Here is a 24079-nt window from a genome sequence, read left to right on the forward strand (position 1 = left end):
CAACGCATCCACCCGTTTCAATTTTTTCTGAATTTCCCTATGCTTGATGTCTGTCACTGGGCATGAATATGTACTTTAGCTACAAATACAAGACACTGAAAGTGAGTCTGAGCGCAGCCTTGCTGCTGAGTCAGGCGGGGCTGTCGGCGGCGCCGGTGGACATCCGGCCGATCACGGCCCGCGATACCGGCAGCCGCCTGGCACCGGGCTGGCAGCAGGGTGCCTTCATGGAGATCTTTGTGCGCGGCTACGCCGACAGCAATGGTGACGGCATCGGCGATCTGCGCGGCCTGATATCGAAGCTGGACTATCTGAAGGAGCTGGGCGTCAAGGGCCTGTGGCTGATGCCCATCACCGCCAGCTCGGACCATGACCACGGCTATGCGACGACCGACTTCCGCGCGCTGGAGCCCGACTACGGCGGCATGGCCGACCTCGATGAGCTGCTGAAACAGGCCCACCGGCGCGGCATCGGCGTGATCATGGACTATGTCGTCAACCACAGCTCGAAGTCACACCCGCTGTTCGAGCTGGCGGCATCGAGCCCCGGCAATACCTACCGCGACTGGTTCGTCTGGCAGGGACCGGCCCCCAATCCGGCGATCGAGGGCTGGGACATCTGGGGCAAGAACCCCTGGACGTCAACTGCCAACGGTGCCTACTTCGGCACCTTCGGCCCGCATATGCCCGACTTCAATCTGAAGCATCCGGCGGTGCGGGAGTATCACAGGAGCAGCCTGCGCTTCTGGCTGAACCGCGGACTGGATGGTTTCCGGCTTGATGCCGTGCCCCATCTGATAGAAAACGACGCTGTGCGCTGGAACGATCAGCCGGAGAGCCGCGCGCTGACCAACGAGCTGCGCCGGCTGATCACGGCGTACAAGCGGCGCCACGTCGTTTGCGAGGCCACCGCCAACCCGACGGTCTATGCCGCGCCCGATGTCTGTGGCAGCGCCTTTGCCTTCGGCCACGAGCAGCGCATCATCAAGGCCGCGCAGGGTGATGGTGAGGCCATCAAGGCGGTGGCCGACTACTTCAACACCGCACCGCTGACGATGGCGACGATGCTGTCCAACCATGACATCTTTGCCGGCGAACGGGTCTGGGACCAGTTGCAGGGCGATCTGGCCCGCTACAAGCTGGCCGCGGCCACCTATCTGCTGCAGCCGGGCACGCCCTTCATCTACTACGGCGAGGAGATCGGCATGGCAGGCGTCAAGGGCCTGGCAGGCGACGAGCCGCTGCGCACACCGATGAGCTGGACGTCCGACTTGAGCGGCTTCAGCGCCAGCGGCAAGGCCTTCCGGCCGCTGTCACCGAACGCCACCAGCCAGAACGCGAAAGCCCAGGCGGCCGATCCGGACTCGATCCTGAACTTCTACAAGGTGATGCTGAAGCTGCGCAACGGCCTGCCGGCAATCGCCCGGGGCGACTACCGCGCCGCCCGCGCCGAGGGTCAGACCTTGAGCTTCCAGCGCGTGCTGGGGCGTCAGCACTGCCTGGTGGCGATCAACTATGCGGCCGAAACGCAGCGCCTGGGCGTGGAACAGCTGCCCGAGCGAACGCGCCTGCTCGCCGCCCATCCACCCGGAGCGGCTGCGCTGCTGAGCAACGGCCAAGGCCGAGCGCAGATCGCCTTGCCCGCACAATCGCTGGCGGTGTATTGCCGATGAACCTTCCGCAACAACTGCTAGCTGCTGCGGCCCTGACCGCCGGACTGATGACCTCAAGCCCCGCTCAAACCCTCACCCGCATCGAACCCGAGAACTGGTGGGTCGGCATGCAGGAGCCCACCGTGCAACTGCTGGTGCAGGGCGAGCGCATCGCGGAGTTGCAGCCGCAGCTGCAGCACGCCGGCGTGAGCTTGCAACGAGTGACCCGAGGCGACAGCCCCAACTACCTGTTCCTGGACCTCAAGCTCGATGCCCAGGCAAGACCCGGCACCGTTGAGCTGCGCTTCGAGCGCGAGGGCAAGACCGTGCTGACCCACGGCTACCCGCTGCTGGCGCGGGCACCGGGCTCGGCCCAGCGCCAGGGCTTTGGTCCGCGGGACGCGATCTACCTGATCGTTCCCGACCGCTTTGCCAAAGGCGGCACGGCCGGTGACACCGCCCAGGGCCTGCGCGAGGGCCCGAACCGCAGCGCGCCCGGCGGACGCCACGGCGGCGACCTCGCCGGCATGCGCCAGCATCTGAACTACGTCGCGGCGATGGGCTTCACCCAGATCTGGCCGACGCCGCTGACCGAGAACGATGCAGCCAGCTACAGCTACCACGGCTATGCCAGCACCGACTTCTACAAGATCGATCCGCGCTTGGGCAGCCGCGAGGACTATCTGGCCCTGGCGCGCGAGGCTGGCGCCAAGGGCATTGGCCTGATCCAGGACATCGTGCTCAACCATATCGGCGCCAATCACTGGTGGATGCGCGACCCGCCCACGCGGGACTGGGTCAACCGATGGCCCGGCTACACCGAGACCAACCACGCGCGCACCACCCTGCAGGACCCCTATGCCAGCACCAGTGACCGCCGGCGGTTTGCCGATGGCTGGTTCAGCCCCAATATGCCCGACCTGAACCAGCGCCAGCCGCTGCTGGCCAACTACCTGATTCAGATGAGCATCTGGTGGGTCGAGACGGCCGGCCTGTCCGGCCTGCGCACCGACACCTATTCGTACTCGGATCGGGACTTCCTGGCCCGCTGGTCGCAGCGCCTTCTGAAGGAGTATCCGCAGCTGAATATGGTCGGCGAGGAATGGAGCCCGCACCCGGCCATCGTGTCCTACTGGCAGCGCGGCAAGCGCAACCACGATGGCTATGTCTCGAACATGCCCGGCCTGATGGACTTCCCGCTGCACGGCGCGCTGCTGGCAGCGCTGAGCGAAAGCGATGGCCATGACAGCGGCTTCACCAAGCTGTACGAGGCGCTGGCCCATGACTTCGTCTATCCGGACCCGGCGCGGCTGGTGCTGTTCCCGGGCAATCACGACACGCCGCGCATCTACTCGCTTCTGCATCAAGACCTGGCCCTTTACAAGATGGCTATGGCCTATATCGCGACCACCCGGCGCATACCGCAGTTCTTCTATGGCGACGAAGTATTGCTGCAAAGCCCGCGCCAGCGCGACGATGGTGCGGTGCGGGGCGACTTTCCTGGGGGCTGGCAGGGCGACGCGGTCAATGCCTTCACCGGCGCGGGCCTGAGCCCGGCGCAGCGCGAAGCGCAGGACTTCATGCGCCGGCTGCTGAACTGGCGCAGGCAGTCGAGGGCGGTTCACGAGGGCGCGCTGATGCAGTTCGCACCGGAGCAGGGCCTGTATGTGTTCTTCCGCTACCTGCCCGGTGACGCCGCCAAAGTGATGGTGGTGCTGAACAAGAACAGCACCGACACGCCGCTGGACACGCGGCGCTTCAGCGAGATGCTGAGCCCCTCGTCGGTTGGCACCGATGTACTGACCGGCGCACGGCACGAACTCGGCCAGATGCTGCGCGTGCCGGCTCGAGCAGCCCTGGTGCTGGAGGTACGCTAGCCGCGCCCCTCACTCGACACGTGAAACATGAGGCGGCAGGACCGAGGACGCGCCGGCCGCTGCGGGCTGAAGCATTGTCCCGCCCTGGACGGTCCGAACCTCGGCTTCTTGATGCCCGCTGCGACCGGCGCACCCTCGCCCCTGCTGCAACGGGTGTGCAGGCTCGCCACTCCGCAAGGCACGCGCACGAGGCAGAGATGGCTGCCACCAGCGCATCCGCAGTGGGGTCGGGGGGCCGCCAAGAAGCAACGAGGCGATCCGTTTCATTTCCGGCCTGACACAAACCGCGAACAAGACCTTACGAAGAGGCAACAGCCGCGCAACCCGTGCCGGTTGGAATCCAAGGCGGTTGGCGCGCGGCGCCGGTCGCTGGATTCAAACAAGGACACGGAATGAAAAGAAGCGAATGGATGAGGGGCGGCCTGGCCGGCCTGCTCGTGGTGGGCGCAGCCCTGCTGGCGGCCTGCGGCGGTGGCAGCGACGGCTCGGGCACGACTCAGGTACGCCTGGTCAATGCCACGGTGGGCGTGAGCTCGCTGGACCTGTATGCCAGCGACAGCCTGCTGCTCAGCGGCGTGGGCGGCAACGCGGCCAGCGCCTACAAGGACGCCAGCACCGGCAACTACACGATCAAGGCCACCAACACCGGCTCGGCCACCGCCCTGTCCAGCGCCTCGCCCACCTTCGAGAAAGACGTTGCCTACACCGTCGTCACCTGGGGTCTGGCCGGCGCCACCCAGACCTTTTACTTCCCCGACAACGAAGAGGCGCCAAGCGCCGGCCTGGCCAAGGTGCGGCTGTTCAACACCTCGCTGGACGCCGGTGCGCTGGACCTCTACCTGACCGCCAGCAATGCCGACCTGGGCAGCGCCACACCAGTGGTCAGCGCCATCAGCGGCAGCCGCTTCAGCGGCTATAGCGAGGTCACTGCCGGCACCTACCGCCTGCGCGTGACGGCAACCGGCAGCAAGACCGATGTGCGGCTGGACCTGCCCTCGGTCAACCTGACGGCACTGGATGTGTTCACCCTGATCACCCAGCCCAGCCAGAGCGGCATGCTGGTTCATGGCCTGCAACTGCTGCAAAAGGGCGCCGTCGTGGCCAGCCCCAACACCCAGGCCCGCGTGCGCCTGGTGGCCAGCGTGGCCGGCAACGGCGCCGTCACCGCCAACGTCGGCAGCAGCTCGCTGAATGTGGGCCTGCCCTCGCCCTCGGTCGGCAGCTATGTGCTGGTGCCGGCCGGCAGCCAGGTGCTCAGCGCCCAGGTCAGCGGCACGACCCTGGCGCCCGAAACGCAAAGCCTGGTGGCGGGTGGGGACTACACCCTGCTGGCCCATGGCGCGCTGGCGGCCCCCAAGCTGACCCTGATCGCCGACGACAACCGCCTGCCCAGCAGCAGCACCAGCGCCAAGATGCGGCTGATCAACGGTGTGTCCGGCCAGGGCGGCCTGACCATGGCGGTTGACTTCAGTGCCGTGGCCAATAACGTGGCCGTGGGCAGCGCCTCCGACTTCGCCCTGGTGCCCAGCAACAGCGCCGCCCGCATCGACGTGACCTCGGGCCTGACCGGTACCACCCTGTACAGCAGCAGCACAACGACCACCAACGGCACGGCGACCACGATCAACATCCTGCAGCAGGGTGTCTACACCCTGTTCATGCTGGATGGGGCGGCCAGCCCCAGCGGCGCGCTGCGCAGGGAGCGTTAAGCCTCTCAGCGGCCCCGCAAGACCTTCAGACACCGATCCCCAGACTGGTGCCAAGCCCCTCGGGGGGAGCGCACCGCCGTGGTGCCCACCCTCGTTCACCGCCCTCCGGCTCGCCGGAAGGGCGGTTTTTTTTCCAGCTGCCAATGCCGGGTTCACATCCTTGCGCACGAACCGGGCCGACACCCGCGAATCGCGTCATCACCCTTAAACATTTGCGCAACATACTTGCCGCATTGCTGAAATCGCAGGCGATGCAATGGGCTTGGACCGGGCCCTGGACCGACCAGGTCAGCGCTTGATTGAGGTGAATTGCCTGGGGCAAGATAGGCCGAACGGCCCATCAATGTCATCAAGCACAAAGCCATAAAGCTTTCAAGCCGTAGTTTCTCGGGTCCGGTCAAACCCCGAAAGAAAACGTTTGCGACCACCCCTGGTGGTACATTTTTTGGATTCAGATTGATCGAATGTGGCTTCTTCAGTCCGTCAGCCCAGGGACAGTACACAGGCCCAAGCGGCCGGCCCTTGCACAGCGACGGGCATGGTAATTGCGAGATGTCATCTTGTTTGTGACTAGCGCATGGGGCCGCAGAGCAAGGCGGGCCACGGGTCGGGACCTTTTTGAAATGGTCAGGGCAAGGAAGAGGAAAACGTTTGCGAGCCCCTCCAAAGGGCCTGCAGGCGCGAATCAGGGATTAGCAGCCGCCAGGACGCTGGCGCGATGGTCGGCTGCGGCGGAGTGATGGTTCGGCGTGGATCAGGCGGCGGGGCCGACGATCCTTTCAAGCATCGGTGAGTTCTTTTTGAGGAGTTATTGGAATGAGCAGCAAATATTGGCATGGCTTTCAGCGCACCGCGCTGTATGCGGCGGTGGCGATAGTCGCCTCGGCGCCGGCATTGGCCCAGAACACGACGGCGGCGGTGGCCGGTCGCATCACGGGCGCCGATGGCAAGCCGGTGGCCGGCGCCACGGTGTCCATCCTGCACCGTGAGTCGGGCTCCGCAAGCACGCTGGTCACCGACAACGAGGGCCGCTATGTGGCCCGCGGCCTGCGCGTGGGTGGCCCTTACATCATCACCGTCAGCAAGGGTGCAGACCGCGAAGTGCGCGACGGCCTGTTCCTGGCGCTTGCCGAATCGCTGAACCTGGACGTCAGCCTGGGTGGCGCCGCCACCGCGCTGAGCACCGTCACCGTGACCGGCCAAAGTCAGGCCGCCAGCAAGTTCAACAGCAGCACGATGGGTGCCGGCACCAGCATCGGCCGCCAGGAGCTTGATGCCTATGCCTCGATCGCCCGCAATCTGCAGGACTATGCCCGCAGCGACCCGCGCATCTCGCAGACCGACAAGGAACGCGGCGCCATCTCGGCCCTGGGCCAGAACGTGCGCTTCAATGCCATCACCGTCGATGGCGTGCGCACCAACGACACCTTCGGCCTGGAAGACAACAACCTGCCGACCGCCAAGCAGCCGATCTCGATCGATGCGATCCAGTCGGTGCAGGTGAATCTGTCGAACTACGACGTCACCCAGCAGGGCTATACCGGCGCCAACATCAATGCGGTGACCAAGTCGGGCACCAACGAGTTCAAGGGCAGCGTCTATTACGTCTATCGTGACGACAGCATGGCCGGCGACCGTTTCGACCGCGTCAAGGGCACCTACTTCGCCCCGCCCAAGTTCAAGGAAGACACCAAGGGCTTCGTCCTCGGCGGTCCGATCATCAAGGACAAGCTGTTCTTCTTCGGCAGCTATGAAGAGCTGCGCAGCTCGCGCTCGGCGCCCAGCTTCGGCCCGACCGGCAGCGCGCTGACGAACGTGGCCATAACCCCGGCCCAGATCGCCGCGGCCCAGCAGGTGGCCAAGGACAAGTACGGCATCGACATCGGCAGCCCCGATGTGCCCAGCGGCGTCGAGCTGGTGGTCAAGGACTACCTGCTGAAGCTGGACTGGAACATCAACGACAAGCACCGCGCCAGCCTGCGCCTGGCCAAGACCGAGCAGGGCGAGCCCACCTTCGCCGGCTTCAACGCCAACTCGCTGTCGATGAGCTCCTACTGGTGGACGCAGAAGAAGGTCATCGAGACCGCGGTGGGCCAGTGGTTCGCCGACTGGACGCCTGACTTCTCGACCGAGTTCAAGATCTCGAACCGCAAGTTCGACAGCTCGCCGACCAACAACGCCAATCTGCCCCAGATTGCGCTGGTCTATCAGTCGGATGCCACCAACCGCGTCGACCGCACGCTGTTCCTCGGCACCGAGAACAGCCGCCACTTCAACGTGCTGGGCACCAAGACGCTGGACGCCTACCTGGCCGGCAACTGGGCGCTGGATGACCACGAGCTGAAGTTCGGCGGTGACTACAGCAAGAACGACACCTTCAACGCCTTCCTGCAGAACACCAAGGGCACCTACACCTTCCGTGGTGTGGATCCGGCGGCCCTGTGGGCAGCCGGCAAGCCGACCAGCTACACCGTGCAGCTGCCACTGAATGGGGGCGTGATCGACCAGGGCGCGGCCAACTGGTCGCTGCAGAACCTGGGCCTGTTCGTGCAGGACACCTGGACCGTCAACAAGGACCTGACCCTGACTGGCGGCATCCGCATCGACAAGGCCAGCACCGGTGACAAGCCGCTGTTCAATCAGGCGGCGCTGACCAAGTTCGGCTATGACAACAGCCAGACCATCGACGGTCAGGACCTGGTACAGCCGCGCTTCGGCTTCAACTACGCGATCCGCTCGGCCGACAAGCGCCGCACGCAGGTGCGCGGTGGTTTCGGCCTGTTCCAGGGCGCGGCGGCCAATGTCTGGCTGTCCAACCCCTACTCGAACACCGGCATGGCCACGGCCACGCTGAGCTGCAACCAGACCTCGCCGCTGTGCCCGCCGACCCTGCTGTTCACCTCGGACACCGCCAACCAGCCGACGATCACCGGCGTGCCTCCGGCGGCCAATGTGGACTTCATCTCAGGCAATCTGAAACAGCCCTCGGTCTGGAAGCTGAACCTGGGTGTGGACACCGAACTGCCCTGGATGGGCCTGGTGGCAGGCGCCGAATGGCTGCACACCAAGACCAAGGACGGCATCTTCTACAAGCAGCTGAACCTGGGCGCACCGTCGGTGACGGCCTTCGATGGCCGCGATATGTTCTACAACGCAGCCGGTCTGAGCCGCAACTGCTGGGTGGCCGGTGACGCCTCTGCGACCACGGGTTGCGGCGCTTCGGCGCGCGACAAACGTGACCGCGCCTATGGCAACGCCTTCCTGGCCGAGCGCACCAGCCAGGGTGGTGGCAATGCGCTGACCCTGTCGCTGACGAGCCCGGCCAAGCAGGGCCTGGGCTGGTCGGTGGCGTACACCCGCACCAGCGCCGATGAAGTCAGCCCGCTGACCTCCTCGACCTCCAGCTCCAACTATGCCAACCGCGCGATCCTGAATCCGAACGAGGAAGTCAACGCGACCTCGGCCTCGCTGATCCGTGACCGCTTCAATGGCTCGCTGAACTGGTCCAAGGCCTTTGTCGGCGCCTACAAGACCACCTTCGGTCTGTTCTACGAAGGCCGCTCGGGCAAGCCCTATAGCTGGACCTTCAAGAACGACATGAACGGCGACGGCGTGATCGGCAACGACCTGATGTACATCCCCAAGGCTCCGGGCTCGGGTGAAGTCATCTTCCGCGGCACCACGGCCAGCGGCCTGACCCCGGCGCAGGCCGAGGCCAAGTTCTGGGAAGTCGTGGATGCCGACTCGGCACTCAGCTCGGCCAAGGGCGGCGTGGTGGCTCGCAACACCAGCCTGTCCAAGTTCACCAACAGCTTCGACCTGCGCATCAGCCAGGAAATCCCGGGCTTCCGCCCGAGCCAGAAGGGCGTGGTGACCTTTGACATCCTCAACGTAGGCAACCTGCTGAATAAGCGCTGGGGCCGTATCGACGAGATCCCCTTCACCGCCGGTGGCGGTAACGGCGGCAATCGTCGCGGCTTCGTCAACTTCGCCGGCATGGAGAATGGCAAGTACGTCTACAGCGTGATCGGCGCCGACGACTACGAAACCCGCCAGGCCCGTGGCGAATCGCAGTGGGCCGTGCAGGTCACCGTGCGCTACGAATTCTGATGAAGGACCGCCGCTTGCAAGCGGCGGACTCCCGGAAGGCCACTCCTGGTTTCAGGAGTGGCTTTTTTCATTGGGCGCGCCGCGGTCAGGCCGTGGGCCCGGCGGCAGCACCCTTGGCCCTCATCAACAGAAACACTGCGGGTATCAGGAACAGAGACAGCAGAGGCGCGGTGACCATGCCGCCGAGCATAGGCGCGGCGATGCGGCTCATCACCTCGATGCCGGTGCCGCTGCCCCAGACGATGGGCACCAGGCCGGCCAGAATGACGGCCACCGTCATCGCCTTGGGTCTGACGCGCAACACGGCGCCCTCGCGGATCGCGTCGAGCAGCATCTCCACTGTCAGCGCCTGCCCTGCGGCAAGCCTGGCCTCCAGCGCGTGGCGCAGATAGATCAGCATCACGACGCCGAACTCGGCCGAGACGCCGGCCAGTGCGATGAAGCCGACACCGGTGGCAATCGACAGGTTGAGGCCCATCAGGTAGAGGAACCAGATGCCGCCGGTGAGGGCAAAGGGCAGCGTCGCCATGATCAGCACCGCCTCGTCCATGCGCTTGAAGGTCAGGTAGAGCAGCACGAAGATGATCAGCAGGGTGGCGGGCACCACGACCTTGAGCCGCGCATTGGCACGCTCCAGGTATTCGAACTGCCCCGAGTAGGCGACGCTGACACCGGGCTCCAGCCTGACGGACTTTCCCACCGCCACTCGAAGATCATTGGCCACCGCGGCCAGATCACGCCCCCGCACATCGACATAGACCCAGCCCGCAGGTCGCGCGTTCTCGCTCTTGAGCATCGGCGGCCCGTCGGCTATCGCGATCTTGGCCACCATGCCCAGGGTGATCTGCTGCCCGGTCGGGGTCAGTATCGGCAGATCCGTCAACCGCTGCGGCGAGTCGCGCCACTCGCGCGGGTAGCGCAGGTTGATCGGGAAGCGGGCCAGGCCCTCCACCGTCTCGCCGACGTTCTCGCCACCGATCGCGCCCGACACCATGGCCTGGATCTCGGCCACGCTGAGGCCGTAGCGCCCTGCCCCGCCGCGGTCGATCTCTACGTCGATATAGCGCCCGCCGGTGAGCCGCTCGGCCAGGGCCGAAGACACTCCGGGCACGGTCTTGGCCACCTGCTCGATCTCGCCGGCAATGCGTTCGATCACGCGCAGGTCGCTGCCCGTCACCTTCACGCCGATGGGGCTCTTGATGCCGGTGGCCAGCATGTCGATGCGGTTGCGTATCGGCGGCACCCAGAGATTGGCCAGGCCGGGGATCCTCACCGCGCGGTCCAGCTCGTCGATCAGCTTGTCGGGCGTCAGGCCCGGCCGCCACTGCTCTCGCGGTTTGAGCTTGACCGTGGTCTCGAACATCTCCAGCGGCGCCGGATCGGTGGCCGTCTCGGCGCGGCCGGCCTTGCCGAACACCCGCTCCACCTCGGGCACCGTCTTGATCATTCGATTGCTGATCTGCAGCAGTTCGCCAGCCCGCTGCGCCGACAGCCCCGGCAGCGCCGAGGGCATGTAGAGCAGGTCACCCTCGTCGATGCCGGGCAGGAACTCGCCGCCCAGGCGCATCAGCGGCCAGACGGTGGTCGCCAGCACAGCCACGGCGATCAGCAGTGTCGCCCTGGGCCAGCGCAGCACCCACTCCAGGCCAGGTCGATAGACAGCGATCAGGCCGCGCGTGATCGGGTTCTTCTGCTCATCGGGGATGCGGCCGCGGATCCAGTAACCCATCAGCACCGGGACCAGGGTGATCGACAGGCCTGCGGCTGCCGCCATCGCATAGGTCTTGGTGAAAGCCAGCGGCCCGAACAGCCGCCCCTCCTGCGCCTCCAGCGTGAACACCGGGATGAAGGACAGTGTGATGATCATCAGCGAGAAGAACAGCGCCGGCCCGACCTCCTCGGCCGCCTTGGTGATGACCTGCCAGCGCTCGGCCCCGGCCAGCTCCCGCCCCGGGTGGGCGTGCTGCCAGGCCTCCAGCTTCTTGTGCGCGTTCTCAATCATGACCACTGCGGCATCGACCATCGCGCCGATGGCAATGGCAATGCCGCCCAGCGACATCATGTTGGCGTTGATGCCCTGGTAGCGCATCACGATGAAGGCCGCCAGCACGCCCAGCGGCAGCGAGATGATGGCCACCAGCGCCGAACGCAGATGCCACAGGAACACCAGGCAGACCAGGGCCACGACGAGGAACTCCTCGCCGAGCTTGTGGGCCAGGTTGGTGATGGCGCGTTCGATCAGCGCGCTGCGGTCGTAGGTGGTGACGATCTCCACGCCCTTGGGCAGGCTGGCCTGCAGTTCGGCCAGCTTCGCCTTCACCGCCGCAATCGTCTCCTGCGCGTTCTTGCCCGAGCGCAGTATCACGACGCCGCCGGCCACCTCGCCCTCGCCGTCTAACTCGGCAATGCCGCGGCGCATCTCCGGTCCGATCTGCACGCTGGCCACATCGCCCAAGCGCACCGGCACGCCGCCGCGCGCCGTCACCGCGATGGCGCGGAAGTCGTCCAGCGTCTTCAGATAGCCGCTGGCCCGGACCATGTACTCCGCGCCCGCCATCTCCAGCACCGAGCCGCCGGACTCCTGGTTCGCGGCCATCAGTGCCTCGCGAAGCTGCGCCTGCGTGACGCCGTGGGCGGCCAGCTTGCCGGGATCCATGACAACCTGGTATTGCCTGACCATGCCACCCACCGAGGCCACCTCGGCCACGTTCGGCAGGCTCTTCAGCTCGAACTTCAGGAACCAGTCCTGCAACGCGCGCAGCTGGGCCAGGTCGTTCCTGCCGCTGCGATCCACCAGCGCGTACTGGAAGATCCAGCCGACGCCGGTGGCGTCGGGCCCCAGCGCGGTCTTGGCCGTGGCCGGCAGGCGGCCCTGCACCTGGTTGAGGTACTCGAGCACGCGCGAGCGCGCCCAGTACAGATCGGTGCCATCGTCGAACAGCACGTAGACGAAGGAATCGCCGAAGAAGGAGAAACCGCGCACCGTCTTCGCGCCGGGCACCGACAGCATGGTGGTGGCCAGCGGATAGGTGACCTGGTTCTCGACGATCTGCGGCGCCTGGCCGGGGTAGCTGGTGCGGATGATGACCTGCACGTCCGACAGGTCAGGCAAGGCGTCGATCGGCGTGCTGCGCACCGCCCAGATGCCCCAGGCCGCCAGCATCACCGTGGCCAGCAGGACCAGCAGGCGATTGCCGACCGACCAGCGGATCAGCCCGGCGATCATGGCCGTGCTCCCGATCCGGGTACCGCCGGCGGCACCGGCAGCAACCCGCGCAGGCTGGCCTCAGAGTCGATCAGGAACTGGGCCGAGGCGACCACCTGCTGGCCGGCCTCCAGCCCGCCCAGCACGACCAGCAGGTCATCGATCTCGCGCCCGAGACCGACCTCGACGGGCCTGAACTTCCCCGGCGCATCGACCACATAGACCAGGGCCCTCCTGCCGGTGCGTATCACCGCCTCGCTGGGCAGCACCAGCTGGTCCTGGCTGGGGCCACGAAGGCTGACCTGGGCGGACATGCCGGCCTTCAGCCGCTGCGCCGGGTTCGGCAGTTCGAGCCTGACGCGCAGCGTGCGCGTCTCCCGGCTGGTTTCCGCCAGCACACTGACGACCCTGGCCTTGAAGGTCTCCGCGGCAAAGGCGGCCAGGTTCAGCTCGGCCGCCTGGCCGATATGGAGGGTGCCGGCCTGCGCCTCGGGCACCGCCACCTCGACCCACAGGCTGCCCAGCCCGTTGATGCGGGCCAGGCTCATGCCGGGTGTGACCGTCATGCCCTGGCGCACCATCAGCTCGGCGATCAGGCCACCGCCGGGCACCGTGATGGTGTGCCGCGCCTGTGGCTGGCCGCTGACCTCGACCTGTGCGATCAGGGATTCCGTCATGCCAAGCAGGGTCAGGCGTTGCCGGGCGGCCGCGGTCAGCGCCGCATCGCCCAGCGCCCTGACGGCCAGGAATTCGCGCTGCGCGGCCACCCACTCCGGCAGCAGCAGATCGACCAAGGGCGCGCCGGCCGCGACGACGTCGCCCGGCGCCCTCGCATAGACCTTTTCGACAAAGCCACCGGCGCGGGCCTGCACGATGCTGACATCGCGCTCGTTGAGCTGCACCGTGCCCACCGCCTCGACATGGCTGGCGATGCTGCGCCGCTCGACGGTGGCCGTACGCAGGCCCAGCGACTGGATCGCCTGCGGGGACACGCTAAGCCCCGGCGCATCGGCCCCGCCCTCGTCCGCATAGCGGGGCTCCAGCTCCATGTCCATGAACGGCGACTTGCCGGGCTTGTCGAACTTCTGCGTGGGCACCATCGGGTCGTACCAGTACAGCACCTTGCGCTCGGCCGGGGCCGCCGCGTGCGTCGCGGGGGCGGCCCCCGGTGTCGCGGTCCAACGGGCGATCCCCCAGCCCAGGGCAAGGCCTGCGGCAAGCAGGCCCAATGCGGCGATCAGGTTCTTGGTTCTCATGGTGTATTCACTCTGCGGCGAGGTAGTTCAGGCGCGCACGCAGCAGCGAGCGCTGGAGGTCAAGCTCGATCAGGCGCAGACGTGCCTCCAGGACCTGCGTGCGCGCCGACAACACGGCACCCAGATCACCGCGCCCCGATTGGTAGCCCGACAGGGCCAGGCCGGCACGGTCTTGCGCCAGCGGCAGGCCGGCGGTTTCGAGCCGCGCGATCTGGCTGTCCAGCGACTGCAACTCGGCAAGCTCATCGTCCAGCTCCTGGCGGTGGCGGCGCTCGGCGTCCTCGCGTTCGGCGGCCACGCGCTCGGCCTCGCGCTGCCGGGAGGCGATCAGGGGCTGCTGGCGCCTGTCCTTCTGCCAGGGCAGATCGAAGCTGAGCTGCAGTGACACCATATCGCCCCACTGCGACCCGCGGCGACTGTAGGCAAGCTCCCAGGACCAGTCGCCGCGGGCCTCCGCCTGAGCCTCCCGCAGCTCCGCCTGGGCCATGCCCTGCATCGCCGGAAACACCGCCAGCTCGGCGTGCTGGTGCAGGCGCGCCCGCAAGGCCTCGGCGCTCAGCTGCGCCAGCGGCGGCTCGCCGTCCAGGGTCTCGTCGGCCTGCGCGCCCACCAGGCGTCTGAGCGCGGCGCGGGCCTTCGCTGCATCCCGCTTCAGCTCGTCCCGGCGGTCCGACAGCGCCAGCGCCTCCTGCCGCGCCGTCAGCAGCTCGCCGGCCTGCACGCTGCCGCCGGCAATGCGGGCCCCCATGCTCTGTTGCAGACGCTGATTCTCGGCCGTCAGCTCGAGCAGCACGGCTTCGCGCCGCTCGGCCGACTGCACGCTCAACCAGGCCGTGCTCAGGGCCTGATGCAGCCGCAAGCGCTGCATGATCAGCACGGCCCGCTCTCGCTCGGCGCGGGCCTGCGCGCCCAGCGACCGGGCGTCGCGCTTGGCCCGATTGGGCACCTCCTGCATCAGCGCCACGCGCCGCATGGTCATGAAGTCACGCGTCAGGCTCCAGCGGTCCATGCCGCTGATCGGCAGGTTCTCGATGCCCACGGAAAGGCGCGGGTCCGGCAAGGCCCCGGCCGCACCTTGAGCTGCCAGGGCGCCGTCCAGCGACGATTGCTGGGCCAGCAGAGCGGGGTTCTGGCGCTCGGCCAGGCTCAGCGCCTCGGCGTAGCCCAGCGCAAGCGATGCGCCGGCCAGGCTGGCGCCTGCACCCAGGAGCAGCAGCGCACGCAGGGCGCGCGCCGTGGCGTGCCTCGCGGGCACAGAGGTGGAATGAGATGGCATGACGGTCCTCGGAATGAAAGCTGGAACGAGCACCAGGTGCGCGACGCGCGCCGGTGAGCGTTCAGCTCAATTCCGCAGGACCTGCAAAGAGATGTACAGCGGTGGTGCGCCGGGCGGGCGCGGCAGCGCTGCCGTGCAGTTTTGGGCGGCGCCACGCAGCACTGGCGGCTGAACGGGTTCGACACTGCCCATCAGCAGCATCGCGGCCGATGGATTCGGCTGCAGATCCGGCGCCAGCGTCGAGCTGGTGTTCTGTGCATCGCGGTCGCAATGCGCCTTGCACAGCTGCGGCTGCTCCGCATCCATCTGTGCGGGCATGTTGTCGCAGCCGGGCATGGTGGCTGCCATCACCGGTGCCTGAAGGGCAGTCTCAAGCTGCGGGCAGGCATAGGCCGCCGTGGCGAGCTGCATGAACAGCATCGTCATCAGCACAGCACCCGACACCCAGCAGCGCAATCGCCTTGAGAAGACCATACGGCAGAGCATAAGCACTGATGCCCTGGTGTGTTTGCTTTTTCTCAAGTGGTGCTCACGAGTTCATCGTTCAACGTCAGGCGAACGAGTAGTCCTCAGCCATGCCGCAGGCGCAGCGCGTTGGTGATGACCGACGCCGAGCTGAGGCTCATCGCCAGCGCGGCGATCATCGGCGACAGCAGCCAGCCGGTCAGCGGGTACAGCAGGCCGGCGGCGACCGGAATACCCAGCGCGTTGTAGACGAAGGCGAACATCAGGTTCTGCTTCATATTGCCCACCGTCGCCTCTGACAGCGCGCGGGCCGTCGAGATGCCGCGCAAGTCGCCCTTGACCAGCGTGACCTGGGCGCTGTTCATTGCCACATCGGTGCCGGTGCCCATGGCCACACCGACATCCGCCTTGGCCAGCGCCGGCGCGTCGTTGATGCCGTCGCCCGCCATGGCCACGATACGGCCCTCGGCCTGCAGCCGCGACACCAGGGCCAGCTTGTCGGCCGGCTTGACCTCGCCGTGCACCTCGTCCAGCCCCAAGCGGGCGCCAACAGCCTTGGCCGTGGTGAGGCCGTCACCGGTGGCCATGATGATGCGGATGCCGGCCGCCTTCAATGCGGCCAGCGCCTCCGGCGTGCTGGCCTTGATCGGGTCGGCCACGGCCAGCAGGCCCAGCAGGCGGCCATCGACGGCCAGGTGCATGACGCTGGCGCCCTCCAGGCGCAGCGCCTCGGCCTGGTCCACCAAGGCATCGACGCTGACGCCGATCTGTTGCATCAAGGCCGTGTTGCCCAGCGCCAGCTCGCCGCCACCGACCCGGCCGCGCACGCCGATGCCAGAGCCCGATTCGAAGCTCTCCGGCTTGTCGAGCGGCAGGCCGCGGTCACGCGCGGCACGCACGATGGCCTCGGCCAGCGGATGTTCGCTGCCCTGGTCCAGACTGGCGGCCAGGCGCAGCACCTCGTCGGCCTCGACCCCGGGCATGGCCACGACCCGGTCGAACACCGGCCGGCCCTCGGTCAGCGTGCCCGTCTTGTCGACGATCAGCGTGTCTACCTTGCGCAGGTTCTCGATCGCCGCGGCGTCGCGGAACAGCACGCCGCTGGTCGCGCCACGGCCGGTGGCCACCATGATGGACATCGGCGTGGCCAGGCCCAGCGCGCACGGACAGGCGATGATCAGCACGGCAACGGCATTGACCAGGCCGTAGACCCAGCTGGGCTGGGGCCCGAACAGCCCCCAGACCAGCAAGGTCAGCACAGCGATGCCGACCACCGCGACAACGAAGTAGCCGGCCACCTGATCAGCCATGCGCTGCATCGGCGCCCTTGAGCGCTGCGCCTGCGCCACCATCTGCACGATCTGCGCCAGCATCGTGGCCGAGCCGACGCGCTCGGAGCGCATGACCAGGGCACCGTTGGTGTTCAGGGTCGCACCGATCAGCTTGTCACCGGGACTCTTCACGATGGGCAGCGGCTCGCCGGTCAGCATCGCCTCATCGACGGCGCTGCGGCCCTCGACGACCACACCATCGACCGGCACCTTCTCGCCCGGGCGCACGCGCAGCAGATCACCCACATGCACATGGGACAGCGGCACATCGCTCTCCTGCCCCTGGGCGTCGATGCGACGGGCCGTCTTGGGCGCCAGGCCCAGCAGCGACTTGATCGCCGCCGAGGTCTGCGAGCGGGCCCTGAGCTCCAGCATCTGACCGAGCAGGGTCAGCGAGATGATGACCGCCGCCGCCTCGAAATAGACTGCCACGCGGCCCATGGCCTGGAACGAAGCGGGAAATACCTGAGGCGCGACGGTGGCGATGACGCTGTAGAGAAAGGCCGCACCGGTGCCCATGCCGATCAGGGTCCACATATTCGGACTGCGGTTCAGCACAGACTGCAAGCCCCGTTCGAAAAACGGCCAGCCGGCCCACAGCACCACCGGCAGGGTCAGGGCCAGTTCGACCCAGCTCTGCGTGGCCATCTCGAACCATTGCAGCCGGTGGCCTGCCATGGCCAGCAGGGTCACGATCACGGTCAAGGGCAGGGTCCACCAGAAGCGCCGCTGGAAGTCCTCCAGCTCGGGGTTCTCCTGCGCCTCCAGTTCCGGCAGCAACGGCTCCAGCGTCATGCCGCATTTGGGGCAATTGCCCGGCTGATCCTGGCGGATATCCGGATGCATCGGGCAGGTGTAAATCGCGCCTGAGCCCTGCGGCACGGGCACCGGCTCGGCCAAATGTCCTTGATGATCGTGCTTCATGCCGCACCCCGCCCTACTTGCCGCTTGGGCCCGGTGCCGGAACGGCCGGCATGCGGTCCATCATCATCTCCATCATCATCTGCATCATGTCCATGCGCTGCTCCATGGTCTGCATGCGGCGCTGCGGGTCGGCCGGCATGTCCTTGCCCATCGCCGCGCCGCCCGCCATGCCGGACATGCCCTTCATCATGCCCATGCCGCCCTGCATGGCCTTCATGTGCTCGGCCATCAGCGCCTGCCGCTCTTCAGCGGTCTTGGCGGCCATCATCTTCTGGTGCATCTCCTGCATGGCCTTCATCTTGACGGCCATGTCCCCTCCCATGCCAGGCATCGGCTTGGCAACGGCGGCAGATGCGGCGCCGTCAGGATGGTGGGCTTGGTGATCGGGTTGCTTGGGCTGGGCTGCGGCGCAGCCGACGATGAAGGGCACAGCGGCAACGAGGGCGAGGAACTTGATCATGATGAACTCCGATGGAAGCGACAAGGACGACCAGGCAGGGGCCTGGCCGGAGGTGCGCGTGCAGCCGTCGTGTGCCGCCACGCGCAGATGAGGGCGGGCGTCCGGATCCGGCGCGCGTCGGGCACGACCGGCCCGCGGCACGCATGCCGGCCGCTATAGGGTCAGGCGCAGATAGCGGATAGCGATCGGCGGACCGTTGTCTCGGGCCGTCACGCGGGGCCGCGGCGCGTCCTGCTCGGCGACGCCTCCCGACACCCAGGCCAGGGTGGTCGTCTGCAGCAGCATCGGCGCAAGGGCGCTTGAACCTCCGAGCTCCTTGACGACACGATTCAGCGCCACGCCTTCGTCGTCGCAGAGCTTCTGACAGGGCTCTTCGTGGTCATGACTCGCGGGAGCACCATGCCCGTGCTGGGTGGCCCTGGCAACAGCATCGAGGACTTCCCTGCCCTCACCCAGCGCGCAGGCGTTCACGATGCCTGCGGCCAGGGCGAGCGACCAGACGAACAGCATCGCGGCGGCCAGATGCCGTCGGGGCGCTGATCGCAGGCTCAGAGTCATGGGCTGATGCTTTCGCTGTTCAAAGAGTGCCGACCATGCCCCGATGCTGGGACCAAGCTCAGACCGAGGCCTTGATATCGATCAAATCGGTCATGGGCCTACTTGGCCGCCGGCTGCAGCTCGGTCACGACGAAGCCGCTGGCGTTCTTCTCGACCTTGAAGCGGATCTTGTCACCCGCCTTGACCCGATCCAGCACGGCCGGGTCCTTGACCTGGAACACCATGGTCATGCCGGGCATGTCGAGGCTCTTGATCTCGCCATGCTTGATCGTCAGCTTCTTGCTGTCCTTGTCGACCTTCCTGATCTCGCCGTCGGTCATCTCGGCGGCTTGCGCGATGACCGAGTTACTCAGCGCAGCAGTGGCGGCCAGCAGTGCGGCCAGGGTGATGTTCTTGATTGCCTTCATGGTGTTTGCTCCTTCAACGATAGCTTTGATAGACACGTGTGCCGCCGTTCTTGCTCAGCAGCAGCACGTCATAGGGATCTTTGCGGGCGCCGTATTCCGGACCATCCATGCCGGGCGAGCCGATGGGCATTGCTGGCACCGCCAGGCCGATGGCCTGCGGCCGCTCCAGCAGCAGCCTTTTGATCTCGCGTGCCGGCACATGGCCTTCGATGGCGTAGCCACCGACCAGGGCGGTGTGGCACGAACCGTACCTAAGTTCGACGCCGAGGCGCAGCCGCGCGTCGGTGTTGCCGCTGTCGCTGGCCTGCACCTGAAAGCCATGGGCCTCCAGGTGACGGATCCAGTCCTGGCAGCAGCCGCAGGCAGGGCCCTTCCAGACCTGGATCGGTATGAGCGCGGGTGGCGAGGTCTTCGCGCCGGCGGCCGTTGCCATCAGCCAGGCGGCGGCGCCGGTCAAGACGAGGCGGCGGCGGGTGCCTGCGCGAGGATCACTGCTTGGATTCGACATGGCCCCCCTCCTTGCCGGGCTTGGTGCCCTTGGCTGCCACGACCTTGACCCTGCCCACCATGCCGGCCTGGTAATGGCCGGCGATCAGGCAGGCGAAGTCAAAGTCCCCGGCACGGTTGAAGGTCCAGACGATCTCGCCGCTCTTGCCGGCGGGCACATGGGCCATATAGGGCTCGTCATGCTCCATGTCAGGGAACTTGAGCATCAGGGCCGCGTGCTCGTCGAGTTCCTTCTTGGTGCCCAGCACGAACTCGTGCAGCATCGCGCCCTCGTTGCGGATCACGATGCGCACGGTCTCGCCCTGCCTGACGGTCAGCTGATCGGGCACAAAGCGCATCGCGTCGGTCATCCTGACCTGGATCGTGCGCCTGGCGGCCGCGGGCTTGGCGGCAATGCCCCAGGCCTTCTGTTCCAGTCTCAGCGGGGCGGCGGCATGGGCCTTTTCGCCATGGGCCATGGCGGTTCCTGTGCCGGCCATCAGGCACAGGCTGACGGCCACCATCAGCAGCGCGGGGTGTTGATTCATCTTCATCATCGATAGCCTCTTCATTCAATGTCCTTGGTGGCCGCTGGGCTTGCGCACCTTCAGCGGCTCGGCGTGCGGGGCGGCCTGCTGGCGTGGCATCGACTGCCCGCCCTCGGCCGCAAAGCGTGCGGGCTCGGGCAGCGCGCCGGTCCACTCGAAGGCGACCTCGCCCTTGGGGTGGCGGTACCAGCCGGGGTCGCTGTAGTCGCCGGGCTTCTGATGCTTGCGCACCTTCAGGATCGAGAACATGCCGCCCATCTCGACGCCCCCGAACGGGCCCTGGCCGGTCATCATCGGCACGGTGTTGTCCGGCAGCGGCATTTCCATCTCGCCCATGTCGGCCATGCCCCGCTCGCCCATCACCATGTAGTCGGGCACGAGCTTGGTGATCTGTTTGACCACCTGGCGATGATCGACGCCAATCATCGTCGGCACGTTATGGCCCATCGCATTCATCGTGTGGTGGCTCTTGTGGCAGTGGAAGGCCCAGTCGCCCTCCTCGTCGGCGAGGAACTCGACCTGGCGCATCTGGCCCACGGCCACATCGGTCGTCACCTCGGGCCAGCGCGCGGTCCTGGGCACCGGGCCGCCATCGGTGCCGGTGACCATGAACTCGTGGCCGTGCAGATGGATCGGGTGATTGGTCATCGTCAGGTTGCCGACGCGTATGCGCACCTTGTCACCCTGGCGCACGTTCAGGGTGTCGATGCCCGGAAAGATGCGGCTGTTCCAGCACCAGAGATTGAAGTCCAGCATGGTCATGATCTTGGGCGTGGCCGCGCCGGGATCGATGTCGAAGGCATTGAGCAGAAAGCAGAAGTCGCGGTCGACCTCGTCGATCAGGGGGTTCTTCGCCTTCGGATGCGTGACCCAGAAACCCATCATGCCCATGGCCATCTGCGTCATTTCGTCCGCATGGGGGTGGTACATGAAGGTGCCCGGCCGGCGGGCCACGAACTCGTAGACATAGGTCTTGCCCGGCTGTATCGATTTCTGCGTCAGCCCCGACACGCCGTCCATGCCATTGGGCAGGCGCTGGCCATGCCAGTGGATGCTGGTGTGCTCGGGCAGCTTGTTGGTGACGAAGATGCGCACGCGGTCGCCCTCCACCACCTCGATCGTCGGGCCCGGCGATTGGCCGTTGTAGCCCCACAGATGGGCCTTGGTGCCGGGTGCCAGCTCGCGCACGACAGGTTCGGCCACCAGGTGGAACTCCTTGACCCCCTGGTTCATGCGCCAGGGTAGCGTCCAGCCATTGAGCGTGACCACCGGCTTGTAGGGTCGCCCGGTGCCGGGCACCAGCGGCGGCATCGTGTCGGGCTTGGCCTGCATCACCGGCTCGGGCAGTGCGGCCATCGCCACGCGGCTGACGGCGGCGGCCGAAACGGCCGCTGTCAGCGCCCCGGCGCCCTGGAAGAAGTTGCGTCGTGAAAGCATGTTCATGTCCTTGTTCAATGGGCCGGGCCGCCGGCAGCGCCGGCCACCGGGGCCATCGCGGCTGATTGACCGCTGCCGCTGAGGCTGGGTTTGCCGACGATGGCCATGTCGAGATCGGCCTGCGCCACCCAGAAGTCGCGCAGGGCCTCGATAGAGGCATTGACGCTGACGATCTGCGAGCGCGCATCGGCCAGCAGCTCGAACACGCCGATGAACATGCCGTTGTAGCGCAGCAGGTTCTCGTCGGAGATGCGCCTGGCGGTAGGCACGATATCGTCGCGGTAGTGCCGCGCGATGTCATAGGCCGCGCGATAACCCTGGTAGGCCTGGCGCACCTCGGAGCGGGCCTCGATCGCCGTCTGCGCCGCTCGTTGCACGCTCTGCATATAGACCGCCTCGGCCTTGGCCACCCGCGCGTCGCCCCAGTCGAACAGCGGAATCTCGACGCTGATCTCGTAGCCGGTCTGCCTCGGCGCCTCGTTCGAGCTGTTGCGCATGGCGCCCAGTTCCAGCACGTTGATGAAGCGCGTCACCCTGCTCAGGCCCAGGTTGCTGGCCATCGCTTCCAGCGTCTGTCTGGCCCCCTGCACATCGAGACGACTGGCCATGGCCGCCTGCTCGATATCGGGCCGCTCCTGCGGCTGCCTGGGCAGATCGGGCAGCCGCTCGGGCAGGCTGAAGCCCGTCTGCGTGCCCCACAGGCCCAGCAGCCGCGTCAGGCGTTCCCGGGTCGAGACGCGCGCCGCCTCGGCCCGCGCCAAGTTCAGCACCGCCTCGGAAAAGAAGCCATGCTCCCGGGCCTGCTGCAGCTTGGTCCAGTTGCCGGCACGGGCCATGCGCCGGGCCAGTTCGGCGCCTGCATCGGCCGTGGTGCGCACGTCACGCATATAGGCGGCGGTCTGCTCCGCTGCGACGGCGGCATAGAAGGCCTTGCGCGACTCGGCTGCCAGCGCAAGCATTTCCATGGCCACGCTGCGCTGCACGGCTGCAAGGCGATGGCCTTGCACCCGACGGTTCAGCGGCAGCGCAATCAGATGACCGAGATCGAAAGAGAGGCCGCGCTCGATCTCGCGCTCATCGCCGCGCTTCATCCGTGCGATGCTGAAGCCCGGGTTGGGCAGGCGGCTCGCCTGCACCGTCTCGGCCTCGGCAATGCCCAGCTCGTGAAAGCTGGCCTGCAAGCCGCGGTTGTTGAGCAGAGCGATCTGCACCGCCGCATCGGCGCTCAGCGGCTGGCTGAGCAGTTCGGCCACACGCTGATCGATGCGCCTGAAGTCATCGTCCGACCTGGCGACCTTGACGATGGCACCGAGATGGGTCTTGGCAGCCTCTTGAACGGCCGACATGCCGCCATTTCCATCAAGGCTGGCGCAACCGGTCAGCAGCGCCGCAGCGAGCGGGACAGCGCCTGCAACAAAGTGTCTTCTCATGGCCGCCTCTCAGTGGTGTGCATGGCCGGCAGGCTTGGCCGCCGGACCCGATGCAGGGTTGGCCGGCGGCGACGCGGCGGCGTCGGCCTGGCTGGCCTCCCTGGCATAGGCGCGCCACCCGCCGATGCGGTGCACGGTGTCGTTGGCATCCTTCCAGGCACCGACCTCGACCTCGGCATTGGGGCGATAGCCGTCGAAGGCGGAGCGGTAGCGCAGCGCCGGGACCTTGGCGCCGGGATCAAGTGGATCAGGCCGCACGCTCCGGGCCATCGGGGCGCTGCTGGAAGTCGCTCCAGGGGAGGCTGTTTGGGCCAGGGCAGATGGCGCCGGCCACAGGGTCGCGGACGCCATCAACAGCGCCACGCCGCAAGCAATGGTTTGCATGTTTCTCTCGCAAGTGAACAGATCACTGTGACCGGGATCGGGCGCTCGTCAGAGGCGCCAAACCGGGCTTCAGTTCAGGACTGCAGGCGCGGCGCGACGCACGCGCGGGCCGGCCCGTTCAGATGCGGGAGTGTCGAGGCGGTCGCTCGAGCCCGCCGACGATGACGCGCTCCTCGGCGATGAGTACGGGCGCCACCTCGGGCAGGTCCGGGGACACGACCGCCAGTGCCACCACGGAGGCCGTGATGGCGGCAGCGTTGCAGCAGGAGGAGCAGACGCTGCACTTGCCGGTCTGCGCCTTGTCGCCACCAGGCGCATGCGATGACCCTGCGGCCTCGCCATGAGCGCCGGTGCCGTCGTGCCCCATGGCGGCATCGCCATGCTCGTGCATGGCGTGGTCCTGGGTGGCAGGGCTCTGGTGATGGGCCGGCCCGCACAGCAGCATGGTCGTGGCCGCGTACCCTTGAATGGGTAGCGCCACGGCCAGCAGCCATGCCAACGCGATCCGCCAGAACTTGCTCATGGGCAAAGTGTAAGGCACGCGACCCCGCGATCCCCGCGGTC

The 24079-nt window shown here is 66.9% G+C and carries 18 protein-coding genes; 4 read left to right on the forward strand and 14 right to left on the reverse strand.

What is annotated here, in order from left to right; translation table 11 throughout:
* The first annotated feature begins 62 nt into the window (after positions 1-62).
* The 4 genes from DES47_RS18735 to DES47_RS18750 all read left to right on the forward strand — a co-directional run bounded on the left by DES47_RS18735 (position 63) and on the right by DES47_RS18750 (position 9348).
* A complete protein-coding gene (locus tag DES47_RS18735; protein ID WP_243748386.1) occupies positions 63-1673 on the forward strand; it encodes an alpha-amylase family glycosyl hydrolase in 1611 nt (536 codons plus the stop codon).
* Entirely contained in the window at positions 1670-3529 is a 1860-nt protein-coding gene (locus DES47_RS18740; RefSeq protein WP_133702278.1) for a glycoside hydrolase family 13 protein, read from the forward strand. Before DES47_RS18735 ends, DES47_RS18740 begins: the two co-directional genes overlap by 4 nt.
* Positions 3530-3921: 392 nt before the next feature.
* Positions 3922-5238, forward strand: a complete 1317-nt coding sequence (locus DES47_RS18745; protein ID WP_133702279.1) for a DUF4397 domain-containing protein — start codon at positions 3922-3924, stop codon at positions 5236-5238.
* An 816-nt stretch (positions 5239-6054) separates the two neighbouring features.
* Complete coding sequence (locus DES47_RS18750) at positions 6055-9348, forward strand: TonB-dependent receptor (protein WP_133702280.1); 3294 nt, start codon at positions 6055-6057, stop codon at positions 9346-9348.
* A gap of 85 nt (positions 9349-9433) precedes the next feature.
* Here the strand turns inward: DES47_RS18750 and DES47_RS18755 are convergent, their stop codons facing one another.
* The 14 genes from DES47_RS18755 to DES47_RS18820 form a co-directional block, all read right to left on the reverse strand.
* A complete protein-coding gene (locus DES47_RS18755) occupies positions 9434-12574 on the reverse strand; it encodes an efflux RND transporter permease subunit (RefSeq protein ID WP_133702281.1) in 3141 nt (1046 codons plus the stop codon).
* Positions 12571-13809 carry an efflux RND transporter periplasmic adaptor subunit gene (locus tag DES47_RS18760; RefSeq protein ID WP_133702282.1) on the reverse strand — a complete coding sequence of 413 codons (1239 nt, stop codon included), beginning with the start codon at positions 13807-13809 and terminating at the stop codon, positions 12571-12573. The genes DES47_RS18755 and DES47_RS18760 overlap by 4 nt, the downstream gene beginning before the upstream one ends.
* A gap of 7 nt (positions 13810-13816) precedes the next feature.
* The gene (locus DES47_RS18765; protein WP_133702283.1) at positions 13817-15085 is read right to left on the reverse strand and encodes a TolC family protein; all 1269 of its coding nucleotides are present in this window, start codon (positions 15083-15085) and stop codon (positions 13817-13819) included.
* Between the two features lie 66 nt (positions 15086-15151).
* Complete coding sequence (locus tag DES47_RS18770; protein ID WP_133702284.1) at positions 15152-15511, reverse strand: hypothetical protein; 360 nt, start codon at positions 15509-15511, stop codon at positions 15152-15154.
* Between the two features lie 143 nt (positions 15512-15654).
* Entirely contained in the window at positions 15655-17805 is a 2151-nt protein-coding gene (locus tag DES47_RS18775) for a copper-transporting P-type ATPase (RefSeq protein ID WP_133702285.1), read from the reverse strand.
* A 13-nt stretch (positions 17806-17818) separates the two neighbouring features.
* Complete coding sequence (locus tag DES47_RS18780; RefSeq protein ID WP_425057462.1) at positions 17819-18265, reverse strand: hypothetical protein; 447 nt, start codon at positions 18263-18265, stop codon at positions 17819-17821.
* 153 nt (positions 18266-18418) lie between these two features.
* Positions 18419-18823, reverse strand: coding sequence for a hypothetical protein (locus tag DES47_RS18785; protein ID WP_133702286.1), 405 nt, complete (start codon positions 18821-18823; stop codon positions 18419-18421).
* Between the two features lie 98 nt (positions 18824-18921).
* Positions 18922-19230, reverse strand: coding sequence for a copper-binding protein (locus DES47_RS18790; RefSeq protein ID WP_133702287.1), 309 nt, complete (start codon positions 19228-19230; stop codon positions 18922-18924).
* A 13-nt stretch (positions 19231-19243) separates the two neighbouring features.
* Positions 19244-19738 carry a DUF411 domain-containing protein gene (locus DES47_RS18795; RefSeq protein WP_133702288.1) on the reverse strand — a complete coding sequence of 165 codons (495 nt, stop codon included), beginning with the start codon at positions 19736-19738 and terminating at the stop codon, positions 19244-19246.
* Entirely contained in the window at positions 19719-20264 is a 546-nt protein-coding gene (locus DES47_RS18800) for a cupredoxin domain-containing protein (protein WP_425057470.1), read from the reverse strand. Before DES47_RS18800 ends, DES47_RS18795 begins: the two co-directional genes overlap by 20 nt.
* A 24-nt stretch (positions 20265-20288) precedes the next feature.
* Complete coding sequence (locus DES47_RS18805; RefSeq protein WP_133702289.1) at positions 20289-21701, reverse strand: multicopper oxidase family protein; 1413 nt, start codon at positions 21699-21701, stop codon at positions 20289-20291.
* A gap of 14 nt (positions 21702-21715) precedes the next feature.
* A complete protein-coding gene (locus tag DES47_RS18810) occupies positions 21716-23047 on the reverse strand; it encodes a TolC family protein (RefSeq protein WP_243748387.1) in 1332 nt (443 codons plus the stop codon).
* A 93-nt stretch (positions 23048-23140) separates the two neighbouring features.
* Complete coding sequence (locus tag DES47_RS18815) at positions 23141-23515, reverse strand: hypothetical protein (RefSeq protein ID WP_133702291.1); 375 nt, start codon at positions 23513-23515, stop codon at positions 23141-23143.
* Between the two features lie 118 nt (positions 23516-23633).
* Positions 23634-24038, reverse strand: coding sequence for a hypothetical protein (locus DES47_RS18820; protein ID WP_133702292.1), 405 nt, complete (start codon positions 24036-24038; stop codon positions 23634-23636).
* Positions 24039-24079: the final 41 nt, after the last annotated feature.

The sequence above is a fragment of the Roseateles toxinivorans genome (genome assembly GCF_004362525.1).
Taxonomy (GTDB): domain Bacteria; phylum Pseudomonadota; class Gammaproteobacteria; order Burkholderiales; family Burkholderiaceae_C; genus Paucibacter; species Paucibacter toxinivorans.

What these genes read in the sequence shown, in the direction of transcription:
- DES47_RS18735 (WP_243748386.1), top strand. Translation starts at nt 63, where the DNA reads ATGAATATGTACTTTAGCTACAAATACAAGACACTGAAAGTGAGTCTG.
- DES47_RS18740 (WP_133702278.1), top strand. Translation starts at nt 1,670, where the DNA reads ATGAACCTTCCGCAACAACTGCTAGCTGCTGCGGCCCTGACCGCCGGA.
- DES47_RS18745 (WP_133702279.1), top strand. Translation starts at nt 3,922, where the DNA reads ATGAAAAGAAGCGAATGGATGAGGGGCGGCCTGGCCGGCCTGCTCGTG.
- DES47_RS18750 (WP_133702280.1), top strand. Translation starts at nt 6,055, where the DNA reads ATGAGCAGCAAATATTGGCATGGCTTTCAGCGCACCGCGCTGTATGCG.
- DES47_RS18755 (WP_133702281.1), bottom strand. Translation starts at nt 12,574, where the DNA reads ATGATCGCCGGGCTGATCCGCTGGTCGGTCGGCAATCGCCTGCTGGTC.
- DES47_RS18760 (WP_133702282.1), bottom strand. Translation starts at nt 13,809, where the DNA reads ATGAGAACCAAGAACCTGATCGCCGCATTGGGCCTGCTTGCCGCAGGC.
- DES47_RS18765 (WP_133702283.1), bottom strand. Translation starts at nt 15,085, where the DNA reads ATGCCATCTCATTCCACCTCTGTGCCCGCGAGGCACGCCACGGCGCGC.
- DES47_RS18770 (WP_133702284.1), bottom strand. Translation starts at nt 15,511, where the DNA reads ATGACGATGCTGTTCATGCAGCTCGCCACGGCGGCCTATGCCTGCCCG.
- DES47_RS18775 (WP_133702285.1), bottom strand. Translation starts at nt 17,805, where the DNA reads ATGAAGCACGATCATCAAGGACATTTGGCCGAGCCGGTGCCCGTGCCG.
- DES47_RS18780 (WP_425057462.1), bottom strand. Translation starts at nt 18,265, where the DNA reads ATGATCAAGTTCCTCGCCCTCGTTGCCGCTGTGCCCTTCATCGTCGGC.
- DES47_RS18785 (WP_133702286.1), bottom strand. Translation starts at nt 18,823, where the DNA reads ATGACTCTGAGCCTGCGATCAGCGCCCCGACGGCATCTGGCCGCCGCG.
- DES47_RS18790 (WP_133702287.1), bottom strand. Translation starts at nt 19,230, where the DNA reads ATGAAGGCAATCAAGAACATCACCCTGGCCGCACTGCTGGCCGCCACT.
- DES47_RS18795 (WP_133702288.1), bottom strand. Translation starts at nt 19,738, where the DNA reads ATGTCGAATCCAAGCAGTGATCCTCGCGCAGGCACCCGCCGCCGCCTC.
- DES47_RS18800 (WP_425057470.1), bottom strand. Translation starts at nt 20,264, where the DNA reads ATGAATCAACACCCCGCGCTGCTGATGGTGGCCGTCAGCCTGTGCCTG.
- DES47_RS18805 (WP_133702289.1), bottom strand. Translation starts at nt 21,701, where the DNA reads ATGCTTTCACGACGCAACTTCTTCCAGGGCGCCGGGGCGCTGACAGCG.
- DES47_RS18810 (WP_243748387.1), bottom strand. Translation starts at nt 23,047, where the DNA reads ATGTCGGCCGTTCAAGAGGCTGCCAAGACCCATCTCGGTGCCATCGTC.
- DES47_RS18815 (WP_133702291.1), bottom strand. Translation starts at nt 23,515, where the DNA reads ATGCAAACCATTGCTTGCGGCGTGGCGCTGTTGATGGCGTCCGCGACC.
- DES47_RS18820 (WP_133702292.1), bottom strand. Translation starts at nt 24,038, where the DNA reads ATGAGCAAGTTCTGGCGGATCGCGTTGGCATGGCTGCTGGCCGTGGCG.